This is a genomic window from Mycobacterium sp. KBS0706, from assembly GCF_005938675.2.
Taxonomy (GTDB): domain Bacteria; phylum Pseudomonadota; class Alphaproteobacteria; order DSM-16000; family Inquilinaceae; genus Inquilinus.
In genome coordinates this window covers 1-391 of sequence record NZ_VCCH02000376.1, presented here as the reverse complement: position 1 = coordinate 391, position 391 = coordinate 1, and the positions used below count along the sequence as shown (strand labels likewise).

The 391-nt window shown below is 71.6% G+C and carries 1 pseudogene; it reads right to left on the bottom strand.

Annotated features, from left to right (window positions below):
- Positions 1-333: pseudogene (locus FFK22_RS42350) on the bottom strand (IS21 family transposase); the annotation flags it as partial.
- Positions 334-391 lie beyond the last annotated feature (58 nt).

The window sequence follows — 391 nt, the reverse complement described above, 5'->3', positions numbered from 1 at the left end:
TGACTGCCGCTCGTGCCGAAACGCCTGGACGTAGCAGCGCCGCGAGTAGCCCAGCGTCGCCACGAACAGATAGAGCCGCGTCGCCTCGCCCCCGATCACCACCCGCGTCTCGCCGAAGTCGATCTGCAGCTGGCGCCCGGGCGGCGTCTCGAACCGGACCGTCGCCCGCGCCTCAGCCTGCAGGGAACATCGCAGCGGCGCGACGGCGCGCTCCACCGTCCGCAGGCTGACGACGAGGCCATGCTCGCGCGCTAGCTCCTGGCGCACCACGTCGGCGTTGCCTCGGTGCTGGCGGAACCGCTCGGCGAGCCAGCCCTCAAGCCCGTCCAGCATCCTGGGCCGCTCCGGCTTCTGGTATGCAGTCCAGCCACCCGCAGCGAGATACCGCCGT